The organism is Streptomyces sp. NBC_01257, assembly GCF_035917255.1.
GTDB lineage: Bacteria > Actinomycetota > Actinomycetes > Streptomycetales > Streptomycetaceae > Streptomyces.
The window spans coordinates 5914301-5936646 of sequence record NZ_CP108472.1 but is presented as its reverse complement, the minus strand read 5'-3'; the positions used below and the strand labels follow the sequence as shown (position 1 = coordinate 5936646).

General features: G+C 69.8%; 19 protein-coding genes. 7 read left to right on the top strand and 12 right to left on the bottom strand.

Annotated elements, in window-relative coordinates:
- Positions 1-166 precede the first annotated feature (166 nt).
- From OG408_RS25925 to OG408_RS25910, 4 genes are all read right to left on the bottom strand, one after another.
- Positions 167-2308 (bottom strand): hypothetical protein, encoded by a 2142-nt coding sequence (locus OG408_RS25925; protein WP_442806066.1) that lies wholly within the window; start codon positions 2306-2308, stop codon positions 167-169.
- A gap of 338 nt (positions 2309-2646) precedes the next feature.
- Positions 2647-3093, bottom strand: coding sequence for a DUF6113 family protein (locus tag OG408_RS25920; protein WP_266782428.1), 447 nt, complete (start codon positions 3091-3093; stop codon positions 2647-2649).
- Positions 3090-4034 carry an N-acetyl-1-D-myo-inositol-2-amino-2-deoxy-alpha-D-glucopyranoside deacetylase gene (gene mshB, locus OG408_RS25915; protein WP_326672219.1) on the bottom strand — a complete coding sequence of 315 codons (945 nt, stop codon included), beginning with the start codon at positions 4032-4034 and terminating at the stop codon, positions 3090-3092. The genes OG408_RS25920 and mshB overlap by 4 nt, the downstream gene beginning before the upstream one ends.
- A gap of 63 nt (positions 4035-4097) precedes the next feature.
- Positions 4098-4292, bottom strand: a complete 195-nt coding sequence (locus OG408_RS25910) for a hypothetical protein (RefSeq protein WP_018100847.1) — start codon at positions 4290-4292, stop codon at positions 4098-4100.
- 209 nt (positions 4293-4501) lie between these two features.
- Here OG408_RS25910 and OG408_RS25905 point away from each other — a divergent pair, with 209 nt between their 5' ends.
- Positions 4502-6583, top strand: a complete 2082-nt coding sequence (locus OG408_RS25905) for a prolyl oligopeptidase family serine peptidase (protein ID WP_442806145.1) — start codon at positions 4502-4504, stop codon at positions 6581-6583.
- Positions 6584-6590: 7 nt separating this feature from the next.
- On the opposite strand, the gene OG408_RS25900 is transcribed toward OG408_RS25905, so the two are convergent.
- From OG408_RS25900 to OG408_RS25875, 6 genes are all read right to left on the bottom strand, one after another.
- Positions 6591-7664, bottom strand: coding sequence for a hypothetical protein (locus OG408_RS25900; RefSeq protein ID WP_326672213.1), 1074 nt, complete (start codon positions 7662-7664; stop codon positions 6591-6593).
- 219 nt (positions 7665-7883) lie between these two features.
- Positions 7884-9242, bottom strand: a complete 1359-nt coding sequence (locus OG408_RS25895) for an ABC transporter ATP-binding protein (protein ID WP_326672212.1) — start codon at positions 9240-9242, stop codon at positions 7884-7886.
- Complete coding sequence (locus tag OG408_RS25890) at positions 9232-10209, bottom strand: ABC transporter ATP-binding protein (protein ID WP_266782418.1); 978 nt, start codon at positions 10207-10209, stop codon at positions 9232-9234. The genes OG408_RS25895 and OG408_RS25890 overlap by 11 nt, the downstream gene beginning before the upstream one ends.
- 13 nt (positions 10210-10222) lie before the next feature.
- Positions 10223-11197, bottom strand: coding sequence for an ABC transporter permease (locus OG408_RS25885; RefSeq protein ID WP_266782416.1), 975 nt, complete (start codon positions 11195-11197; stop codon positions 10223-10225).
- Positions 11190-12113 (bottom strand): ABC transporter permease, encoded by a 924-nt coding sequence (locus tag OG408_RS25880; protein ID WP_266782414.1) that lies wholly within the window; start codon positions 12111-12113, stop codon positions 11190-11192. Before OG408_RS25880 ends, OG408_RS25885 begins: the two co-directional genes overlap by 8 nt.
- Positions 12114-12211: 98 nt before the next feature.
- Positions 12212-13843 (bottom strand): peptide ABC transporter substrate-binding protein, encoded by a 1632-nt coding sequence (locus OG408_RS25875; RefSeq protein WP_266782412.1) that lies wholly within the window; start codon positions 13841-13843, stop codon positions 12212-12214.
- A 508-nt stretch (positions 13844-14351) separates the two neighbouring features.
- Between OG408_RS25875 and OG408_RS25870 the strand changes: the two genes are divergently transcribed.
- The 5 genes from OG408_RS25870 to OG408_RS25850 all read left to right on the top strand — a co-directional run bounded on the left by OG408_RS25870 (position 14352) and on the right by OG408_RS25850 (position 20461).
- Positions 14352-15380, top strand: a complete 1029-nt coding sequence (locus tag OG408_RS25870; RefSeq protein WP_266782410.1) for an ABC transporter permease — start codon at positions 14352-14354, stop codon at positions 15378-15380.
- A gap of 73 nt (positions 15381-15453) precedes the next feature.
- Positions 15454-17238 (top strand): ABC transporter substrate-binding protein, encoded by a 1785-nt coding sequence (locus OG408_RS25865; RefSeq protein ID WP_326672209.1) that lies wholly within the window; start codon positions 15454-15456, stop codon positions 17236-17238.
- Between the two features lie 87 nt (positions 17239-17325).
- Complete coding sequence (locus OG408_RS25860) at positions 17326-18306, top strand: ABC transporter permease (RefSeq protein WP_266782406.1); 981 nt, start codon at positions 17326-17328, stop codon at positions 18304-18306.
- A gap of 71 nt (positions 18307-18377) precedes the next feature.
- Complete coding sequence (locus tag OG408_RS25855; protein WP_266786413.1) at positions 18378-19343, top strand: ABC transporter ATP-binding protein; 966 nt, start codon at positions 18378-18380, stop codon at positions 19341-19343.
- A gap of 26 nt (positions 19344-19369) precedes the next feature.
- Positions 19370-20461, top strand: coding sequence for an ABC transporter ATP-binding protein (locus OG408_RS25850; protein WP_266782404.1), 1092 nt, complete (start codon positions 19370-19372; stop codon positions 20459-20461).
- Positions 20462-20660: 199 nt separating this feature from the next.
- Here OG408_RS25850 and OG408_RS25845 read toward each other — a convergent pair whose 3' ends face one another.
- Positions 20661-20870: a DUF397 domain-containing protein gene (locus OG408_RS25845; RefSeq protein WP_266782402.1), complete on the bottom strand. Its 210-nt coding sequence runs from the start codon at positions 20868-20870 to the stop codon at positions 20661-20663.
- Positions 20867-21745: a helix-turn-helix domain-containing protein gene (locus tag OG408_RS25840; RefSeq protein ID WP_266782400.1), complete on the bottom strand. Its 879-nt coding sequence runs from the start codon at positions 21743-21745 to the stop codon at positions 20867-20869. Before OG408_RS25840 ends, OG408_RS25845 begins: the two co-directional genes overlap by 4 nt.
- A 163-nt stretch (positions 21746-21908) precedes the next feature.
- Here OG408_RS25840 and OG408_RS25835 point away from each other — a divergent pair, with 163 nt between their 5' ends.
- Positions 21909-22334, top strand: coding sequence for an ATP-binding protein (locus OG408_RS25835; protein ID WP_266782398.1), 426 nt, complete (start codon positions 21909-21911; stop codon positions 22332-22334).
- The last annotated feature ends 12 nt before the right edge of the window (positions 22335-22346 follow it).

Sequence of the window (22346 nt, the reverse complement as noted above, 5' to 3'; positions counted from 1 at the left end):
CGTACGGGTGACGGGTGACGGCCGCTGTCCTGCCGTACGGGTGACGGCCCCCGTCGTTCCGTACGGGGGACGGCCGCGACGGCTCCGCGGGCCGGCGGGTGGCCGGTATGCCGCCGCCCCCGGCCGGTGGTCCGGTCGGGGGCGGCGGCGGGCGGTGCGGGCCGGGTCAGCCGTTTCCGCCGAGGTCGATCGTGACGGTCCGCTCGGCCTCGGTCTTGCCGAGCAGCGCGCCCTTCATGGCGAAGGCCACGTCGTCCGGGCCGACCTGGTGCTTCGTGCCGTCGCCCTTGGTGACCATGATCCCGTCGAAGACGCCTCCGCAGAGCTCCTCGATGGCCTTCTTGTCGTAGTGGTCGACGAGCTTGCCGTCGATGGGCACCATCGAGAGGATCTTCGGCAGCGACTTGGCCGGACCGAACGGGATCTGCTTCGAGCCCGCCTTGATCACGATCAGGCCGGACATCGCGGGCTCGGCGAACTCCTTCATCGCCCGGTCCAGTTCGGCCTGGCTGATGGTGGGCTCGCTGGCGGTGACGGGGAGCTGGACGGCGTTCGTCCGGCCCGTCTCGACCTGGGCGCGGTAGGCGTCGCGCACGGACACCATCGACTGGTTGACGTCGAGCGCCTTGCCGGCCTTGCCGGGGACGGCGACGGCCTTGCCCGGCACGAACTTGATCGTGCCGTCGTTGGCCGAGCCCGAGGCGCCGGCCAGGTCCTTCAGCGCGACGCCGAGCTTCTCCTCGTCGACCGGGATCACCGGGTCGACCGTGCGCTCGCCGCCGAAGAGCGAGCCGATGACGGAGACCGGGTTGTAGTCGCTGCCCGCGGCACCGCGCACGGTCGCCTGGCTGTCCAGGGCGAGCCCGGCCCGGTCCGGGGCGAGCTCGGTCTCCTTGCCGTCCACGGACAGCCGGAGCGGGGCCTTGGACCGTTCACCGAGCGCGGCGTCCAGCTTCTCGACGGCGTCCTCCTTGGTCCCGCCGCCGATGTCGACGCCGAGGACGGTGGTGCCCTTGGGTACGTCGGAGTGGTTCATCAGCAGTCCGGCGCCGTAGGCGACCCCGAGCAGGCAGACGGCGGCGACGGCGAGCATGACCAGCTTGGAGCGGCCCTTCTTCGCCGGGCTCGGCGCGGGCGCCGGGGTGGCGCGGGCGGCGGGCTTCGGCGCCTGCGCGGCGGGCCCGCCCGGGCCCGCCGGTCCGGTGCCCATCGGGTTGTCCGGGATCCGCGGGGTGAGGTCGGGGCCCGGGAACGGCGACGGGGGCGCCGACGCACGGTGCTCCGAGGGCACCACGGGGATGCCGCTGTTCAGCGTGTCCCCCGAGACGTTGCCACCGGGTGCCCCGGGGCCGCCGGGGCCCGGCGGGAACTGCGGGGTGAGCACGGCCGTGTCGTCGGACATCCGCGGCGGAACCCCACCGGGACCGCCGGGACCGCCGGGACCGCCGGGACCGCCGGGACCACCGGGTCCCTGCGCGCCGCCGGGGCCCGCAGGTCCGGTGCCGAAGGGCGGCCGGCCGTCGAGGTCCGGGGTGAGGGACGAGGTGCCGGTGGCCGGGCCCGTGGTGGGGCCGGACGGTCCGGGCGTGCGGATGCCGAGGTTCGGCGTGGCGCGGGGTCCGCCGGGGCCGTCACCGAAGCCGTCGGACCCGGGCGCGCCCGGACCGTCGGCGCGCTGCGGGCCGTCGGAGAAGTAGGGCAGATCGGCGCGGGGCCCCGCGGGCGGGGTGGCCGGGCCGGAGCCCGGTCCGTCCGGCCGGCCGCCGGAGCCGTCCGCGGAGAAGCCGGCGCCGTCCGTGCCGCCGCTCGACGGGGTACCGGACGAAGCGCTCGCCGGGGCGCCCGCCGGGGGCTTGCGCGGTGCGAACCAGTCGCTGCCGCTCTTCTCCCTGGCCGGCTTCTCGCCGGCGGGCTCCGCCACGGCAGCGGGCTCCCGGGACTCGGGCGCGGCCGGAGCCGGCTGCCCGCCGCCCGGCGCGGAGGCACCCGGAGCGGAGGCACCCGGGCGCGGGCCGGAGCCGGTGCGCTCGCCGCCGCCGTCCACGTCGCTCATGGGTGTGCGCATGACGACCGGCGGGATGGGGCGCGAGCCCGGGATGTTGATCCGGATACGCGTCGTCAGCGTCGTCTCGGTCCTCGGCTCTTCGGGCTGAGGCGGGTCCGCAGGCTCCGGAGACTCCTCCGGGGCGTCCTGAGACGGGTGCAGCGACGGATACTGGCGGGATCCGTACGGCGGCGTACCCGAGGGGTACGCGGCTCCCCCGCGGCCCTGGGGCCCGGAGGACGAACTGTCAGTTTCACGACTCAAAGCAGGTTCTCCCGATTGGCTCCGCCGCCCGTACTTCCCCCGTGCCGCAGGCCAGGGGACGGCTAGGAAGGTACTGAAGATCTTGGCCGGATCAGGGAGCGGCGTCTGGCGCGTGCAGCTGCGAGGCGCCGGAGCGTCCTCATAGCGGAGCTATTAGGGCGTTCAATAACGCCGCAGATGTGCCTGCCGGGCGTCGCACACCCGGCCAAGATCTTCAGCACCCGACTAGGCGCGCGAACCACCTTACTGGCCGCGGCCGACAGACACCCCGCGACCGGGGGAAACGACCGCGCACCCCCCGGGCGGGCAGGGGGCATTCCGGGATCGGACGTGGCACATTACTTGCCAGGTCGGCCGCTGTCGGGCCCCAGTTGGGGCGCCCGCGCCATGGTGGCACAGATCACAGCGATGGCCATGCCGCCCAGCATGAAGAGGGCGAGGCCCAGTTCGTTACCGAAGACGTAGTCCCCTTCCGGTCTTCCGCCCAGCAGAACAATGACCGAAACCAGCCACCCCGCGGCGGGCGCGAGGGCCCCCGGCTGGGTGCCCATGAGGCAGCGGCCGCCGTAGAAGAGACCGGCGGACGCGAGCAGGGCCAGGAGCAATCCGCCGGGGAACCAGGCGGATTGGACCAGTGTTCCGGCGATGCCGACGAGCGCCCCGAGGACCGCGAGACCGAGCAGGGCGGCGATCCGGCCGGGGTTGAGCGGGGCGGCCAGACCGGTGGCCGGAATGTCTCTGGGTGGTGCGTTCGTCCGTGCGGCGCGCGGCCTGCTGCTGCTCACTGGTCCGCCTCCGGTGCGTGGGCGAGAGGTGCGTCGGTGCGAGTCGCGCCGGCGAGGGGTAGGCCCGCGAAGAGATCGTGCTCCCGGGTCCCCGCGGGGGCGCCGGGGGCGCCCTCGGCCAACTCGTAGTACTCGGTGGTGAAAAGGGGCTGGGCCAGATCGTTCGACAGGGCGAAGAAGGGGCCCTCGACCGCGATCTGGGTGGCGTGCGCCCGCATCGCCGCGGTCTTCGCCGCCCCGTGTCCGGTGCCGTCGATCTCGGTGGTGACCTGGGCGTCGTCCACCACACCCGGCACGTCGTCGATCGCCGCGATGCCCGGGAAGACGTCCGGCGCGGTGGCCCGCAGCCGGGCGAAGGCGTCCTCGGCGACCGGGCGCGGCACCCGGTTCCAGTAGATCTTGGCGATGGTGTGCGGGGCGCCGGAGCCGGGGCGGAAGGCCGGGTCGGCGGCCAGCCGGGCGGCGCGCGTCGCTACCCGGTGCGCCTGGATGTGGTCGGGGTGTCCGTATCCCCCGTCGGGGTCGTACGTCACCAGGACCTGGGGGCGCACCTCGCGGATCACCTCCACGAGGTACCCGGCGGCCTCGTCGACGTCCGCGGACCAGAAGGCGCCGGGGCGGCGGTTCTGCTCCGTGTCCATCATTCCGGAGTCGCGGTACCGGCCGGCGCCGCCGAGGAAGCGGTGGTCGGTGACCCCCAGCTCCTTCATCGCCGCGGTGAGTTCGCCCCGGCGGTGGGGGCCCAGGGAGTCGTCCCGGTCCGCGGCGAGGTGCGCGAGCCCGGGCGGGATGACCTCACCCTCCTCGCCGAGCGTGCAGGTCACGAGGGTGACCAGGGCGCCGTCGGCCGCGTACCTGGCCATGGTGGCGCCATTGTTGATCGACTCGTCGTCGGGGTGCGCGTGCACCAGGAGCAGACGCCGGGCGGGAAGGTCCGTCATGGGGACCACCCTACGAGCCGACGGCCCCCCGGACCGACGGCGGCCACCCGCCGGGCGACGGCGTCAGAACTTGATGCCCCCGATCATCCCCGCCACGTTCGTGGTCAGCTCGGAGATGGTGGGCGCGATGGACGAACTGGCGAGATAGAAACCGAGCAGCGCGCAGACGACCGCGTGTCCCCCCTTCAGTCCGGACTTCCGGATCAGCAGGAAGACGATGATCGCCAGCAGCACCACCGCCGAAATCGAGAGCGCCACGACGGTTCACCTCCATCTGTACGGTCGGGACGGGCAGCACGCATGGAGCCAGCAGGTTCTTACCCACCGAGCGCTACGGATCATAACTATCCGTGGCAACGCATTGATCGGGGCACAGCAGCACGAGGGGCGCACGGGCCGGGCCCGGCCGATAGGTTCGCCCCATGACTTCGCCAGAGATCACGTTCCCGCTGCAGTTGGCCCGGACCATGCGATTCACCCTCGGTGCACCGCGCGCGTTCACGGTTTCACCCGACGGTGAGCGGGTGGTCTTCCTGCGTTCGGGGTCGGGCACCGACCGTTCGAACCGGCTCTGGGTGCTGGACCTGAGCGACGGTGCGGCCCCGCAGGAGCGGGTCGTGGCCGATCCGGCGGCGCTGCTGGGCGGTTCGGCGGAGCGGCTCTCGGTCCAGGAGCGGGCCCGCCGCGAGCGGAGCCGCGAGGGGTCGTCGGGGATCATCGGCTACGCGGTGGACTCGGCCGCCGAGCTGGCCGCGTTCGCCCTCTCGGGGAAGGTGTACGTCGCGGACCTGCGGGCCGGGACGGCGCGCGCCCTGCCCGTGCCGGGCCCGGTGATCGATCCGCGCCCCTCCCCCGACGGACGACACGTCGCATACGTGTCCAAGGGTGCGCTGCGCGTCGTGGGCTCCGGCGGCGACGAGGACAGGGCGCTCACGGAGCCGGAGGACCCGCATGTCTCCTACGGTCTCGCGGAGTTCATCGCGGCCGAGGAGATGACGCGCCCGCGCGGCTTCTGGTGGTCGCCGGAGTCGGACCGGCTGCTGGTGGCCCGGGTCGACGACAGCCCGGTGCGGCGGTGGTGGATCGCCGACCCCGCGCACCCGGACCGCAAGCCCGCCGAGGTCGCGTACCCGGCGGCCGGTACGCCCAACGCCGAGGTGCGGCTGTTCGTCGTGGGGCTGGCCGGGGAGCGTACCGAAGTGGAGTGGGACCGGGCCCGGTTCCCCTATCTGGCCCGGGTGCACTGGTCGTCGGACGGGGCGCCGCTGCTGCTCGTGCAGGCCCGTGACCAGCAGAGTCAGCTGCACCTCGCGGTGGACCCGGAGACCGGGGCGACCCGGACGGTGCACGCGGACGAGGACCCGGTGTGGCTGGAGCTGTTCCCCGGAGTGCCCGCGTGGGCGCCGGACGGCCGGCTGGTGCGGATCGCGGACGAGGGCGGGGCGCGGGTCCTGGCGGTCGGCGACCGGCCGCTGACCGGGGCGCAGTTGCAGATCCGGACGGTGCTGGACATCGGGGAGTCCGACATCCTGGTGACGGCGACGGCCGGCGAGCGGGCGGCCGGGCCGGAGATCGGCGAGACCCATGTGTACCGGGTCAACGAGCTGGGCACCGAGCGGGTCTCGGAGGGCGCGGGCGTGCACACCGCGGTCCGGTCCGGCGGGGTGACGGTGCTGGTCTCCACCGCGCTCGACCTGCCCGGATCGACGGCGCGGGTGTTCCGCGACGGGAAGCAGATCGCCACCGTCGCCGACCACGCGGAGCGGCCGGTCCTGTCCGCACGGCCGCGGCTGACCGAAGGGGGCGCACGGCGGATTCCGTGCGCCGTGATGCTCCCCACCGGCTACCAGGAATCGGACGGTCCGCTTCCGGTCCTGATGGATCCGTACGGCGGGCCGCACGGCCGCCGGGTCCTCGCCGCCCACAACCCGTATCTCACCTCGCAGTGGTTCGCGGACCAGGGGTTCGCCGTGATCGTCGCGGACGGCCGCGGCACCCCCGGCCGCTCGCCCGGCTGGGAGAAGGCCGTCAAGCACGACCTCACGCTCACCCTCGACGACCAGGTCGACGCCCTGCACGCGCTGGCGGAGCGGTTCCCGCTGGATCTGGACCGGGTGGGCATCCGGGGATGGTCGTTCGGCGGCTTCCTGGCCGGCATGGCGGTGCTGCGGCGGCCCGACGTCTTCCACGCGGCGGTCGTGGGCGCCCCCGTGACCGATCAGCGGCTCTACGACACCCACTACACCGAGCGCTACCTCGGCGACCCGACGGCGCAGCCCGAGGTGTACGCGTACAACTCGCTGCTCACCGACGAGGGACTGTCGCACGCCGCCGAGCAGGTGCGGCCGATGATGATCGTCCACGGTCTGGCGGACGACAACGTGGTGGTCGCGCACACGCTGCGGCTGTCCTCGGCGCTGCTGGCGGCGGGCCGTCCCCACGAGGTGCTGCCGCTCAGCGGGGTGACCCACATGACCCCGCAGGAGAAGGTCGCGGAGAATCTGCTGCTGCTCCAGGTGGACTTCCTGAAGCGGTCGCTGGGGTTCTGAGGTCCGGCTACCAGCCGGGCGGCGGCTGCGAGGGCGGCGGGGGCGGACCGAAACCGCCGCCGCCCTGCGGGTATCCGTACCCCGGGGTGGGCGGCTGCGGCCCCTGGTACGGGTTGTCGCCCGGCCCGGCGTACGGCGGTGCGCCGTAGCCGACGGGCCCGTACCCGGTGGGCCCGTAGCCCGGCCCCGGTCCGTACGGGCCGGGGACGTCGGCGAGCCCCCTGGGCGCCAGCGCCATCAGCACGACCAGCGCGGCGATCACCTCGAAGACCCAGCTCACCACGGTCAGCTGGGTCTCCGTGCGCATCGAGCCGAAGTGTTCGAAGAGGTCGTAGTGCACGGCCCGGACGACACCGAGCACCCCGCCGGACAGCAGCAGGCCCGCGGCCACCAGGCCGAACGGCCGTGCGTGCACGGCGTGGAAGAGCGCGCTCGCCGCGGCGAACAGCGCGAGGAGCGCCACCACGGCGGTCCCCCAGCCGGGCGGCGGATCGGTCAGCCCCTGGGTGACACGGTCCCCGCCCACGTACCAGTCGGGGAAGATCTCCGGAGTCTTCACCAGCTGCCGGATCTCCCACGCGATCAGCACCGTTCCGGCCGCGCCCAGCATCAGGAACGCGGTGACGGAGGCGCCCTGCCCGGGCCGGGAGGGCAGCTGCTCGTAGGAGTCGGCCGGCGGACGGCGGCCCGCCCCGGCGGTGATGACCAGCGCGACCCCGGCGGCCAGAGCCACGAACGCGCCGATCAGCGCCTTGGAACGCAGGTCGTCCGAGAACGACACCTCCATCCGGCGGCTGCCGATGTTCCAGACCCCGGGCAGCCGCACGGCGAGCGTGGTGACCCCGGTGGCGACGAGCACGGTGGCGGCGACCGAGGAGCGCAGCGCGGCGACGGCCGCGACCACGTACACCACGAGGAGGACGACATCGAGGGGCGATGTGGCGGGAGCCGCCTTCGGCCGGGCTTCGTACCAGCCGGCCCAGTAGCGCAGCAGCTGCTCGGCGTCCACCGCCCTGACGTCCCGTACGAGCCAGCTCGCGACGATCACGGCGAGCACCGCGCAGAGAGCGGCGCCGGTCACTCTTGCCCCACGGGTGAGTATCACCCCAGCGATACTCCACCGCACCCGGCCTCCCGACAAGAGGGCCGTCGGCACGGTCCCGACGGGCGACCGGCCGGGGAGACGTGAGTCCCTCCGGCCGGTCCACGGCACCCGCACGGCCGTACGCTGTCCATGCTGACGGGTCCGTATATCGGACGTGAGACGCCCGAGTTGCCCGCGCGTTAACGGACGGCCGGGTCAGCTGACCCGGCTGCTGCCGGACGGCGGAGGCGGCCCCTCGTCCTTGCCCTCAGCCTTGCTCTCCGTCTCTGCCTCTGCCTCTGCCTCTGCCTCTGCCTCCGAGGACGACGCCGACGGCTGCGCCTCCGACTGCGGGGGCTTCCGGGCCTCGCGGTCCACCTTCTCCACGTCCGGCCCCGGCCCCGGCCCCGCGGCTCCCGGGCCGCCCTCGCCCTGGACCGGCTCCAGCGTCCCCTCCGGCGGCACCACCCGCTTCTCCTCCGCGAAGTGACAGGCCGAATCGTGCTTGGCCGGGGTGTCCGTCAGCCGGAAGACCGCCGGGACCGCCAGCAGCGGCACCTCCAGCTCGCACCGCTCCTGCGCCTTCCAGCAGCGGGTGCGGAAGCGGCAGCCGGACGGCGGGTTGGCGGGCGAGGGCACGTCGCCGTGCAGGATGATCCGCTCGCGGTACTCGCGCGCCATCGGGTCCGGCACCGGCACGGCGGAGAGCAGCGCCTGGGTGTACGGATGCGTGGGGTGGTCGTAGATCTCCTCGTCCGAACCGATCTCGACGAACCGGCCGAGGTACATCACACCGACCCGGTCGGAGATGTGGCGGACGATGGAGAGGTCGTGCGCGATGAACACGTAGCTGAGGTTGAACTCCGCCTGCAGCCGGTCCAGCAGGTTGACGACCTGCGCCTGGACGGAGACGTCGAGGGCGGAGACGGGTTCGTCGGCCACGATGATCTCGGGGTTGAGCGCGAGGCCGCGGGCGATGCCGATGCGCTGGCGCTGGCCGCCGGAGAACTGGTGCGGATAGCGGTTGATGTACTCCGGGTTGAGACCGACGACGTCCAGCAGGTCCTGGACCTTGCGGCGCCGGTCGCCCTTCGGGGCCACCTCGGGGTGGATCTCGTACGGCTCCCCGATGATGTCGCCGACCGTCATCCGCGGGTTCAGCGAGGTGTACGGGTCCTGGAACACCATCTGGATGTTGCGGCGCACGGCCTTCAGCGCGCGGCCGGACAGCTTGGTGATGTCCTCGCCCTTGTACCGGATCGCACCGGCCGTGGGCTGTTCCAGGTGCACGAGCAGCCGGGCCACGGTCGACTTCCCGCAGCCGGACTCCCCCACGATGCCGAGCGTCTCGCCGGCCGCCAGGTCGAACGAGACCCCGTCGACCGCCTTCACGGCACCGATCTGCTTCTTGATCACGATGCCCTGGGTCAGCGGGTAGTGCTTGACGAGGTCGCGCACCTCAAGGATCGGCTCGCCGCCCGCGTACGCGCTGCCCTCCCGCGACTTGGTCAGCAGTTCGCGCGCCACCTCGCCCTCCTCGCGCGCTTCCTTGCGCCCCGTGTGGTCAGCGTGCATCGAGCGTCTCCTTCCAGAAGTAGCAGGCGCTCTGACGGTGTTCGGCCACGTCGAACAGCGGCGGTACGTCCCCGCGGCAGACGTCCTGGGCCATCGGGCAGCGCGGGTTGAAGGCGCAGCCGGGCGGGATGTGCAGCAGGTTGGGCGGCAGGCCCTTGATCGCGTACAGCTCCTGGCCCTTCTGGTCCAGGCGCGGGATCGAGCGGAGCAGGCCCTTGGTGTACGGGTGCGCGGGCGCCTGGTAGATGTCGTGGACGGGTGAGGTCTCGACGATCCGGCCGGCGTACATCACGGCGATCTTGTCGGCGACGTCGGCGACGACGCCGAGGTCGTGGGTGATCAGGATCAGGCCCATGTTGAGCTCGCGCTGGAGCTCGGCGAGCAGGTCCATGACCTGGGCCTGGACGGTGACGTCGAGGGCGGTGGTGGGTTCGTCCGCGATGATCAGCGAGGGCTCCAGGGCCAGCGCCATGGCGATCATGATGCGCTGGCGCATGCCGCCGGAGAACTGGTGCGGGTAGTTGCCGACGCGCTCCTTGGCGGCCGGGATACGGACCCGGTCCATCAGCTCGACGGCCTTGGCCTTCGCGTCCTTGCGGGACATCCCGCGGTGCACGACGAACATCTCGCCGAGCTGCTCCCCCACGGTGAGCACGGGGTTGAGGGAGGAGAGGGCGTCCTGGAAGATCATGGCCATCTCCTGGCCGCGGATCTTCCGGCGTTCCTCCTTCTTGACCTTCAGCAGGTCCTGGCCCTTGAACAGGATCTCGCCGCCGCTGATCTTTCCCGGCGGCATGTCGAGGATGCCCATGATCGCCTGTGCGGTGACCGACTTGCCGGAGCCGGACTCGCCGAGCACGGCGAGCGTCTCGCCCTCGGCCACCGAGTAGTTGACCCCGTTGACGGCCTTGGCGACCCCGTCCCGGGTGTGGAACTCCACGTGCAGATCGCGCACTTCGAGCAACATGGCAGCGGACTCCTCAGCGCAGCTTGGGGTCGAGGGCGTCGCGCACCGCGTCGCCGAGCATGATGAACGCGAGCACGGTGACCGCCAGCGCGCCGGCGGGCCAGAGGAGCATGTGCGGGGCGTTGCGGATGTACTGGGACGCGGCCGAGATGTCGATGCCCCAGGAGACGGCCGGCGGTTTCAGGCCGACGCCGAGGAACGACAGGGTCGCCTCCAGGGAGATGTACGTACCCAGGGCGATGGTCGCGACGACGATGACCGGGGCGATCGCGTTGGGCGCGATGTGGCGCAGCATCATCCGTCCGTTGGAGGCGCCGAGCGCCCGGGCCGCCTGGACGTAGTCGTTGTGCTTGGCCGTGATGACGGAGCCGCGGGCGATGCGGGCGATCTGCGGCCAGCCCAGCAGCACGATGAAGCCGATCACCGGCCAGACGGTGGAGCTGGTCACCACGGAGAGGAAGACCAGACCGCCGAGGACGACCGGGATGCCGAAGAAGACGTCGGTGAGGCGGGAGAGGATCGCGTCCCACCAGCCGCCGAAGAAGCCGGCCAGGCCGCCCAGGACGGACCCGATCAGGGAGACGCCGATGGTGGAGCAGATACCGACGGTGACGGAGTTGCGGGCGCCGTAGACGACGCGGGTGTAGACGTCGCAGCCCTGGCCGTCGTACCCGAAGGGATGGCCGGGCTGGGAGCCCTGCTGGGCCTTGTCGAGGTCGCAGTCGAGCGGGTCGCCGGAGGCGATGAGCTGCGGCCAGATCGAGATGATCACCAGGAACAGGATGATCAGCGCGGAGATGATGAAGACGGGGTTGCGGCGCAGGTCGCGCCAGGCGTCGGACCACAGGCTCTGCGGTTTGGCGCCGGGCCCCGTGCCCTCGGGTCCGCCGGGGGTCTTTTCGAGGGAGTCCCCCTCGTCGAGTGCGAGGTCCATCGTTCCGCCGGCTCCGGCCGACGAGATCGCCTCGTTCGGTGTCTGCTCAGGCATAGCGGATCCTCGGGTCGAGTACGGCGTACAGCAGGTCGACGATCAGGTTCGCGGCCAGGAAGACGAGGACCAGCACGGTGACGAAGCCGACGACGGTCTGGGAGTTCTGGCGCAGGATGCCCTGGTAGAGCTGGTAGCCGACGCCGTGGATGTTGAAGATCCGCTCGGTGACGATCGCCCCGCCCATCAGGGCGCCCACGTCCGTACCGATGAAGGTGACGACGGGGATCAGCGAGTTGCGCAGCAGATGCCGGATGATCACGCGGCGCCTGGGCAGGCCCTTGGCGACGGCGGTACGCACGTAGTCCGCGCGGGCGTTCTCGGCGATCGAGGTCCTGGTGAGCCGGGTGACGTAGGCCAGCGACACGGAGGCGACCACGAGTCCGGGGATGAGGAGTTCGTTGAGCGGGGCCTCGCTGGAGACCGAGGGTTTGATGACGCCCCATTCCACGCCGAGCAGGAGCTGGAGCAGCAGACCGGTGACGAAGGTCGGGATGGAGATGACGACCAGGGTCAGGATCAGCACGGTGGTGTCGATGGGGCGGCCGCGGCGCAGGCCGGTGACGACACCGAGGCTGATGCCGATGACGATCTCGAAGACGATCGCGATGACGGTGAGCCGGATGGTGATGGGGAAGGCCGTCGCCATCAGCTCGGTGACCTTCTGCCCGTTGAACGCGGTGCCGAAGTCGCCGGTGAAGACATTGCCCATGTAGGTGAGGTACTGCTGCCAGACCGGCTTATCGAGGCCGAATTCCGAACGGAGTTGGGCGGCGGTCGCCGGATCGCACTGGCGGTCGCCGCAGAGACCCGCGATGGGGTCACCCATCACGTTCACCATGAGGAAGATCAACAGCGTGGTGCCGAAGAAGACCGGAATCATCTGCAGCAGCCGCCGGATCACATAACGTCCCATGAAGGGCTCCGGGGGTCGCGGGGTGGCTGAGGTGTCATCGGGGGCCGGGGACGGGGAAGCCGGGTGACCGATCGCGGGTCACCCGGCGGCCTCTCAGGTCACTTGACCTTGATCTGCTCGTAGACCGGGACGCTGAACTGGTTCAGCGAGACGTTGGTGACGTTCTCCGAGTAGCCGGCGCTGCCGTTCTGGTACCAGAGCGGGATGACGGGCATCTGCTGGACCATGACCTTCTCGGCGTCCTGGAAGGTGGAGACGGCCTTGGCCTTGTCCGACTCGGCGTTGGCCTTGTTGATGAGGCCGTCGAACTGCTTGTTGTTCCACTTGCCGTCGTTGGACGAGGCGTTGGAGTAGTAGACGGGCTGCAGGAAGTTCTGGATCAGCGGGTAGTCCATCTGCCAGCCCGCGCGCCAGGCGCCGTGCAGCTTCTGCTGGGAGACCTGGCTGCGGAAGTCGGCGAAGGTGCCGACCGGGGCGCCCACGCACGCCTTGTTGTTGCCCATGACCTTGTTGATGCTGTTGCAGACGGCGTCGACCCACTCCTTGTGGGAGCCGGTGTCCGCGTTGTACGAGATCTTGAGCTGCCCGCCGGGGATCCCGCCGCCGTCCTGGATCATCTTCTTGGCCTCGGCGGCGTTGTACGTGCACTCCTTGCCGCAGAGCCCCTTCTTGAAGCCGCCGTCGTCCCCGAGGACCGGGGAGGTCCAGTCGGAGGCCGGGGTGCGGGTCTTCTGGAAGATCTGGTTGGTGATCTGGTCGCGGTTGATCGCCATGGAGAGGCCCTGGCGGACCTTGATGGCGCCGGGGGTGTTCCACTGCTTGTCGTAGAACGGGAACGCGAGGGTCTGGATGATGCCGGCCGGGGTGTTGATGTAACGGTCGCCCAGATCCGCCTTGACGTTCTTGAGCTGGGAGGCGGGCACGTCGTCGACGAGGTCGAGGTTGCCGGCCGTCAGGTCGGTGTAGGCGGTGTTGTTGTCGGTGTAGACCTTGAGGTCGATCCCGCCGTTCTGCGCCTTGTCGTCACCGGGGTAGTCGTCCCACTTGCGCAGGTTCATCGACGAGCCCTTGGCGTACTTGTCGATGGTGTACGGGCCGTTGCCGATCGGCTTGGAGACCCAGGACGCGTGGTCGGTGAAGAAGACCTTGGGCAGCGGCGCGAAGGCGGGGTATCCGAGGGTGTCGGGCCACAGCGAGAACTTCTGCGTCAGCTTGACCGTGAAGGTCTTGTCGTTCACGAGCTTGAGCCCGGAGAGCGTGGTGGCGCTCGCCGTGCCGGTCTCGGGGTGCACCTTGTCGTATCCGTCGATGTAACCGAAGAAGTAGGCGTTCTTCTGGTTGTTCTTCAGCAGGGCGCCGTAGTTCCAGGCGTCCACGAACGACTTGGCGGTGATCTTCTCGCCGTTGCTGAAGGTCCAGCCGTCCTTCACGGTGATCGTGAAGTTCTGGTTGTCCTTGGACTCGATCTTCTCGGCGAGCATGTTGGTCGCCTCGCCGGTCTTCGGGTCGTACTTCTTCAGCCCCCGGACGATCATGTCGAGGACCTTGCCGCCCTGCACCTCGTTGGTGTTGGCGGGCTCCAGCGGGTTCTGCGGGTCACCCCAGGAGGAACTCACGATCCCATCGGCGCCACCGCCGCCACCGCCGCTGTCCCCTCCACCGCAGGCCGTCGCCGCCAGGGCGACGGCCACCGCACATGCGGCCCACTTGACCGTTGTGGCTCCGCGCATGGACTGCCTCCTCGTAGTGCTCCGTCTTACGTGAAGTCAAATATCACCGCATACAGAGCCTTGTGCACATTTACTCCCGCCATTCGGGCGCGGCGGAGGGCCGGGAGGACGGCCCCCGAGCCGCCGTCCGAGTCGATTTCTGACGCGGACACGACACATCGCAACGTCACCCGACCGGGCCTGACAGGCGGCGAAGCAATAACGGCGGAACAACGAACGCGCATCGACCTCGCACCGACTCATCCGGATGTACGAATTCCGAGACAGTCGCGCCCGGATATCGGACTCAATGCCCGAATGCGGAGAGTTTGCGGGGAAATTGGATTTACTGGAGGTAAATCAAAGGTAAAGACATGGCCATGTCATAGTCATGTCTGGGTCAAGCTTCCAAAGAGCGCCTCAAGGCGGCCCGACATTCATTGACCCTGCATGAATTGCGTTGAAAAAGTCCGGGGTAGCCCGTAGGTGTGCCCTGCGGAGTCCTTCGACCCTCCGGGCCAGGAGCACCATGACGATTCCAACCTCGAACGCAGCAGCCCCCCTTGAGGCTGTGGATCCGCTGACACCGGCGGTGCCGGATCCCTCCGCACCCAAGGGAGGTGACGGCCGGTCACCGGGAAAGCTGGCCTGGCGCCGTTTCAAGCGCGACCGTACCGGCGTCATTTCGGCCTATGTGGTCATTTTCTTTTTCGTGGTGGCCATCGCCGCCCCGCTGATCGCCAAGCTGTACGGGAAGGATCCGTACACGACGTACGGCCAGAACGACACCAGCCTGCTGGACGACTTCGGCTCACCGGTCCTGCCCAACGGTGGAATCAGCGGTGACTTCTGGTTCGGTATCGAGCCCGGTCTCGGCCGGGACGTCTTCACCTTCCTGCTCTACGGCATCCGCAACTCCCTGCTCATCGCCACGGCCACGACGCTGCTGGTGACCGTGATCGGCATCGCCGTGGGCATCACGGCGGGCTATCTCGGGGGGAAGACGGACTACCTGGTCGGCCGGGTCATCGACATCCTGCTGGCCTTCCCCTCCACGCTCTTCTTCATCGCCTTCTGGCCCGTGATGATCTCGATCCTGGTCGACCCGGAGGAGAACACGCCGGTCTGGCTGACCGTCGTCACCCTGATCTCGGTCATGACCGCCTTCGGCTGGGCCTCCATCGCACGACTGCTGCGCGGCGAGGTCCTCGCCCTGCGCGAGCGGGAGTTCGTCGAGTCCGCCAAGGTCACCGGCGCGTCCCCGACGCGGATCATCTTCAAGGAACTGCTGCCGAACCTCTGGACGCCGATCCTCATCCAGGCCACGCTCGCGCTGCCCGCGTACGTCACGGCCGAGGCGGGCCTCGCCTTCCTCGGTGTGGGGCTGACCTCCCCGACCCCCGACTGGGGCGTGATGATCCAGCGCGGATCGGACGTCTACCAGAGCGACATCACGTTCATGCTCTTCCCCGGCGCATCGATGGTCATCTTCGTCATCGCCTTCAACCTCCTCGGCGACTCGGTGCGTGACGCACTGGACCCGAAGACCAAGCGCTGAACCCGCCGTACTCCGGCCGGGCGACGGGGCCCACCGGATCCATCGTTTCTCCACTCGACCAGAGCAGGAAGTCATGTCTCTCTCCCGCAGAAACTTCGTCATCGCCACGTCGGTCGCGGCCGGCGGCTCGATGGTGCTCTCCGCCTGCAGCAGCGGCAGCTCGACCACCGACAAGGGCAAGGACAAGGGCCACGGCGGCGCCGACAAGTACACCGGCGCGGTCGTCGTCGGCACCGCGGCGGACTCCAAGGGCCCCGCTCCCGAGATAGCGGGCGCGAAGAAGGGCGGCACGATCCGCGGCATCGCCCCGGACGACTTCTCCCACCTCGACCCGCAGCGCATCTACTTCTCGTGGAACTCCGCGGTCGGTGACCTCTTCATCCGCTGCCTGACCGGCTACAAGATCGCCGCCGACGGCTCGATGAAGCTCATCGGCGACCTCGCCACCGACGCGGGCACCATGAGCGACGCCGGCAAGACCTGGGCCTTCACCCTGAAGGACGGCCTCAAGTGGGAGGACGGCAAGGAGCTCACCGTCGAGGACGTGCGCCACGGCATCGAGCGCGGCTTCGCCACCTTCACCACCGAGGGCGCCGGCTACGCCCAGCAGGCACTGACCGGCTCGGCCGACTTCCGGTCGAAGTACAAGGGCCCGTTCAGCGGCAAGCACCTCGAGTCGGTCGTCACGGACGCCGCGGCGAAGACCATCACCTTCAAGCTCGCCGAGGCCCGGCCCGACTTCAACTTCACCCTGGCGATGACGTCCTACGGCGCCGTCCCGGTCAAGGGTGACAGCAAGGACAAGTACGACAAGGACCCGGTCTCGGCCGGTCCCTACCGCATCAAGGCGCACGCCGTCGACAAGTCGATGACGCTGGTGCGCAACGAGCACTGGGACCCGAACACGGACGCGATCCGCAACGCGTACCCGGACACCTTCGTCTACGAGTTCGGTCCGGAGTCGCTCCAGGCCGCGGACCGCATGATCGCCGACTCCGGTGACGACCAGTACGCCGTCATGGCGTACAGCGGCGTCCCGGCCGAGCGCATCCAGAAGGTCCTCACCGACCCGGAGCTGAAGAAGCGCACCTTCAACGGCCTGCTGACCGGCATCTACTACTACGCCATCAACACCAAGCGCATCACGGACCTGAAGGTGCGCCAGGCGCTCATCCACGCCTGGCCGCTGGAGCAGATCCGCAAGATCTACGGTGGCCCGTCGGCCGGTGACTACGCGACCTCCATCCTCAGCCCCGACATCCTCGGCTACGCCAAGGACGACGTCTACGGCAAGCTGAAGAAGCCGCAGGGCGACCCGGAGAAGGCGAAGGCGCTGCTGAAGGAAGCGGGCAAGGAAGGCCAGAAGGTCGTCTACGCCTTCCCGCAGAGCAACACCTACGACAAGACCAAGGTCGTCATCGAGAACGCCCTCAAGGCGGCCGGCTTCGACCCGGTCATCAAGCAGCTGGACTCCACCAGCTACTACGACCAGATCCAGCAGATCGACAACAAGTTCGACGTCATGTGGTTCGGCTGGTCCCCGGACTGGCCGACCGGCTACACGCTGGTCCAGCCGCTGTTCGACGGCGCCACCATCGCCAACGGCGCCAACAACATCTCGCAGCTGAACGTCGACTGGGTCAACGCCGCGATCAAGAAGAACGTCGTCATCGCCGACCCGGCCAAGGCCGGCAAGGAGTGGGCCGCGCTCGACAAGCGGATCATGACGGAGGAGGCGCCGATCATCCCCGAGACGTTCCAGCGCCGCTTCTACCTGTACGGCTCGAAGGTCGGCGGCGCGATGTTCCACCCGCTGTGGTCCTCCGCCGTCTTCTACAAGCTGTTCGTGAAGGCCTGACGCCGACACTCCTGAGGCGGGGCGCCCCTGCGGCGCCCCGCCCGCTCCCCTCCCCCTCGTCGGCGTCTGCCAGGGAAATCCATCGCCATGTTCCGCTTCCTCATCCGCCGGGCAATCGGCGCACTGGTCATCCTGCTGATCATCAGTGCCATCACCTTCGTCCTCTTCTACGTCGCACCCCGCGACCCCGCTCGTGTGGCCTGCGGCAAGGTGTGCACGCCGGAGACACTGGCGCTGGTCAAACGCAACCTCGGCATCGCCGACCCGCTGCCCGTGCAGTACTGGCACTGGCTCCAGGCCGTGTTCGTCGGCCGGGACTACTCCTCGTTCGGACACTGCCCCGCGCCGTGCCTGGGCTACTCCTTCCACAACCGTGAGCCGGTCCTCGGCACGATCATGGACCGCTTCCCGACGACGCTGTCCCTCTCCGTCGGCAGCGCGATCGTCTTCGTGGTCTTCGGTGTGGGCACCGGCATGCTGGCGGCGGTCAAGCAGGGCAGGGCGCTGGACAAGATCGCCTCCTCGGCGTCGCTGATCGGCTCCTCGATGCAGATCTACATCGTCGGCGTGGTCGCCATGTACTACCTGACCGACCAGTGGCACATCCTGAGCCGCCCCAAGGACGTCCCGTTCACCCAGGACCCGGCCGGCTGGTTCTCCGGACTGCTGCTCCCCTGGCTGGTGCTGGCACTGATCTTCACCGCCAACTACACGCGCATGGCCCGCTCCCAGCTCGTCGAGACCCTGAGCGAGGACTACGTCAGAACAGCACGCGCCAAGGGCCTCTCCCGGCGCACGGTGTTCTTCCGGTTCGCCTGGCGCGGAGCCATGGGCCCGATCGTCACCATCTTCGGACTCGACATCGGCCTCCTCCTGGGCGGTGCGATCATCACGGAGAAGGTCTTCGGCCTGCACGGCATCGGAGCCCTCTCGATCAAGGCCGTCAACGACAACGACCTCCCGCTGATCCTCGGTGTCGTCCTGGTCGCGGCGACGGCGATCGTCTTCTTCAACATCGTCGTCGACGCCGTCTACGCCCTCATCGACCCACGCGTCCGCCTCGCCTAGGGAGAGATCCAGTGAGCACCCCCTTCCTCTCCGTACGCGATCTGCGCGTGCACTTCTCCACCGAAGACGGCATGGTCAAGGCCGTCGACGGGCTGTCCTTCGACGTCGAGCGGGGCAAGACCCTCGGCATCGTCGGTGAGTCCGGCTCCGGCAAGTCCGTGACCAACCTGGCCATCCTGGGCCTGCACCACCCCGACCACACCGAGATCGAGGGCGAGATCCTGCTCGACGGGCAGGACCTCCTCACCGCGTCGGAGCGGGAGCTGGAGCGGCTGCGCGGCAACAAGATGGCCATGGTCTTCCAGGACGCGCTGGCCTCCCTCTCGCCGTACCACACCATCGGCAAGCAGATCGGTGAGACGTACCGCAAGCACACCGGGGCCTCCAAGCGGGAGTCCCGGGCGCGGGCCGTGGAGATGCTCACCAAGGTGGGCATCCCGCAGCCCGATCTGCGGGTGGACGACTATCCGCACCAGTTCTCCGGCGGTATGCGCCAGCGCGCGATGATCGCGATGTCGCTGGTCTGCAACCCCGCGCTGCTGGTGGCGGACGAGCCGACGACGGCGCTGGACGTCACCGTGCAGGCCCAGATCATGGACCTGCTCAAGGACCTCCAGCAGGAGACCGGCACCTCGATCATCTTCATCACCCACGACCTCGGCGTCATCGCCGACATCGCGGACGACGTGCTGGTGATGTACGGCGGGCGCTGTGTGGAGCGCGGTACGAAGAAGGAGGTGCTGCGGGCGCCCCAGCACCCGTACACCTGGGGCCTGCTGGGCTCCATGCCCTCGCTCGAAGGTCCGGTGGACGTGCCCCTGTCGCCGATCCCCGGGACCCCGCCGAGCCTTCTCAACCCGCCGACCGGCTGCCGCTTCCATCCGCGGTGCTCGTTCACCGAGCAGGTCGGCGGCGACCGCTGCTCGACCCAGCAGCCTCCGCTGGACCTGGTGTCCGGGCGCGGGGCGGCCTGCCACCTGACGCCGGAGCAGCGCGCGGAGTTCTTCGCCGACTTCGCCGGCACACGGTCCAACTGACGTACAAGAGACGGGACTTCCCTACGATGAGCAGCACCGATCCCCTCCTGGACGTCTCCGGACTCACCAAGCACTTCCCGATCAAGGGCGGCTTCCCGATCCGGCGGACGGTCGGGGCGGTCCAGGCCGTGGACGGGCTCGACTTCACGGTCTCCGAGGGCGAGAGCCTCGGTCTGGTCGGTGAGTCCGGCTGCGGCAAGTCGACGACGGGCCGGCTGATCACCCGGCTCCTGGAGCCGACCGCCGGCCGGATCTCCTACCGGGGCCAGGACATCAGCCACGCCTCCCGCAAGGAGCTGGCGCCGATCCGCTCCGAGATCCAGATGATCTTCCAGGACCCGTACGCCTCGCTGAACCCGCGGCAGACCGTCGGCAAGATCGTCGCCGCGCCGATGGAGATCAACGGCATCGAGCCGGCGGGCGGCCGCGAGGCACGGGTACGGGAGCTGCTGGAGACCGTCGGCCTCAACCCGGAGCACTACAACCGCTTCCCGCACGAGTTCTCCGGCGGCCAGCGCCAGCGCATCGGGGTGGCCCGCGCCCTGGCCCTCGAACCGAAGCTGATCGTGGCCGACGAGCCGGTCTCCGCGCTCGACGTGTCGATCCAGGCCCAGGTGGTGAACCTGCTGCAGAAGCTGCAGAGGGAACTGGGCATCGCGTTCCTGTTCATCGCCCACGACCTGGCGATCGTGCGGCACTTCTCGCAGCGCGTGGCCGTCATGTACCTCGGCCGGATCGTGGAGATCGCCGACCGCGAGGACCTGTACGGCAATCCGCGCCACCCGTACACCCGCGCGCTGCTCTCGGCCGTGCCCGAGGCCACCGCGGACGACGTGCCGGCCCGCGAGCGCATCCGGCTGACCGGCGATGTGCCCTCCCCCGTCAACCCGCCCTCCGGCTGCCGCTTCCGGACCCGCTGCTGGAAGGCGACGGACAAGTGCGCGAGCGAGACACCGCCGCTCGTGCAGATCGGCGGCAGCCGGGACGGTCACCTGACGGCCTGCCACTACCCCGAGGACTCCCAGTCCCTCTCCGTCGTCCCGCAGGCCCGCAAGGCGGCCGAGGGTACGAAGCTCAGCAAGGAGACAGGTGACAAGGACCCCGAGGCCGGAGGCTGACACCCCTCTCCTCGGCCCCGGGGCGGCCGCGCGCACGGCCCGGTCCGATCGGCCGGCCGTTCACCGACCGCCCCGGCCCAGGGAACCGAGCACGTCGGCCCATTGACCCGAGCCACCTGCGAGCCCGGTTCCCGGGTACACGGGAAAAGGCGCCCGGAACCGATCGGTTCCGGGCGCCTCTCGCGATGTGGAGCCGGGTTCAGCTCTCCGACGCGTAGGACGTGAAGTCCGCCCATGCGGCCCTGCCGATGGCGAGGCGGGGGCCTTGGGGGGTCTTGGAGTCGCGTACGTGTACCGAGCCGGGGGCCGCGGCGACCTCGACGCAGTCGCCCTCGTTGCCGTTGCTGCTGTAGCTGCTCTTGAACCAGGTCAACTCGAAAGCGCCCTGCACGGAAGTCCTGCGGATCATGTCTCTCCCAGCATTCGCTCGATGAGGGCCAGAGTCTCCCGGGGCGTGAGAGCCTCGGCCCGGATGATGCCATACCGCAGTTCAAGGATACGAAGCTGCTTCGCGTCCGTCACTCGGCGCCCGTTGAACGCCCCTGGCGAACGCCCCACCGCAGTACCGTCCTTGAACTTCAGCAGTTCGATGTCACCGTCCATCCCAGGATGCGCCTCGCGGTGCGTGGGCATCACCTGGAGGGTCACATTGCGCAGCCGCCCGATCTCCAGCAGCCGTTCGAGCTGTCGCCGCCACTCCGTCGAGCCCCCGATGGGACGCCTGAGTGCCGACTCCTCCTGGACGAACCCGAGAGCGGGCGCGGGCGACCGTTCGTAGATCGACTGCCGAGCCATGCGCGCGGCGACCATCCGTTCCACCTCGTCCTGCGAGTACGGCGGCTGCCGCGCCTCGAACAGCGCCCGCGCATGACCCGGGGTCTGCAACAACCCGTGCAGACCGTGCGCCACATAGACCGCGATCTCGACCGCCTTCGCTTCCACACCCGCCAGGTCCCGCACCTTCTTCGGGTACCGGACCTGCGCCACGTCCTCCTTCATCGCGGCGATCTTCCCGCCCGCCCCGCACACCTCGTCCACCCGGTCCAGGAACTCCGGCCGAGGGATCCGCCGCCCGCCCTCCACCTTGTAGACCAGGTCCTCCCCGTACCCGATCAACGCCCCGAACTCGCCGGCCCGCATCCCGGCCGCCTCCCGCCAGGCCTTGATCTGCCGGCCCACGGCCGCGACCACCGCGACGCCCGACTCGTCGTCGGGATCGACGTCCCAACCGGGCTCGTCCGCCCCGCCGTTGCCCTGCTCCGTTCCGACCCCGTCCACACTCATCCGTGCCCCACTTCCGACGCGCCTGCCGTTCTTCCTCAACCGGCTCTGTTCCCCGGACGTCACTCCGGACAGCCGGGACAGCACTGGACAAGCCCGGGACAGTCACCGTACGCAAGGGCCCGGTCACTGGGCACGGTACGCGGAACCGGCCACGCTGAGTGCTGTGAACCAAGCAATCGCCACCCCTCAACGGCCCGCCGCCGAGCGCACGTTCACCGTGCTGCTCTCGCCCACCCGGCGAGGCGCCCGGCTCGCCCGGCTCCTCGCCGTGGCCCATCTCGACCTCTGGGCGCTGCCCTCCGAGTCGGCCGCGCACATCGTCGCGGAACTGGCCACCAACGCCTCGGTCCACGGCCGGGTGACGGGCCGGGACTTCCAACTGCGCCTCACCGTGCACCCGGAGCGCCGGCTGCGCATCGAGGTCACCGACACCCGGGGCGACCGGCTGCCCGTCCCCGCCGCCCCCGGCCCGCTCGCCGAGAGCGGGCGCGGCCTGCTGATCGTCGAGGCGCTCGCCGACCGCTGGGGCATCATCCCGGGGCCGGTCCCGCGGAAGACGGTCTGGGCGGAGCTCGACCTCGTGACGTGACCGTCCCGCATC